General features: G+C 38.3%; 1 protein-coding gene. It reads left to right on the top strand.

From position 1 onward, the window contains the following. The first annotated feature begins 102 nt into the window (after positions 1-102). The gene (locus tag J8L98_RS24605) at positions 103-327 is read left to right on the top strand and encodes a hypothetical protein (protein WP_210998685.1); all 225 of its coding nucleotides are present in this window, start codon (positions 103-105) and stop codon (positions 325-327) included. Positions 328-465: the final 138 nt, after the last annotated feature.

Genomic DNA, 465 nt, shown 5'->3' with positions numbered 1-465 from the left:
AATTAATCAGGACAAATAACAGTTGGTTTTTGCTCCTGTGTCGCTTATTTTAACCAACTGATATTTGAACATTATTTGGGCGTTATGAATCAGGAGAGTTCAGTGAAAGAAGCAAAAATTGATGCAACCCTATATTTGTTAACAATTCTTATTCAGAAAATATCTAAAGAACAACCAAAGTTACTAGATGAGATGTTAGAGGGAGTAAGTGCAGATCAGGCAGGACTCCCTAAAAATATCCCAAATAAAGAACACATCGACGCGGTATTTGAGGAAAGCTCGAGAATCCTCAAGCAAATAAAAGGGCTTGGTAGCGTTGCTTCATAACAGGGCGTTGAACTAAGCCGCTACGCGGAGATCTTATTCTCAGCATTTGAGCCACACTTTCTCTGAGTTATTTCACAACTTAGAGGTCAAAAATGCATACACTCATTGAACAGGTTAAGGCAGACATAACCTATCGAA

The sequence above is a fragment of the Pseudoalteromonas sp. MMG013 genome (assembly GCF_018100885.1).
GTDB classification, from domain to species: domain Bacteria; phylum Pseudomonadota; class Gammaproteobacteria; order Enterobacterales; family Alteromonadaceae; genus Pseudoalteromonas; species Pseudoalteromonas aurantia.
Note: the sequence above shows the minus strand (reverse complement) of the source record. Positions and strands in the feature narration are given on the sequence as shown.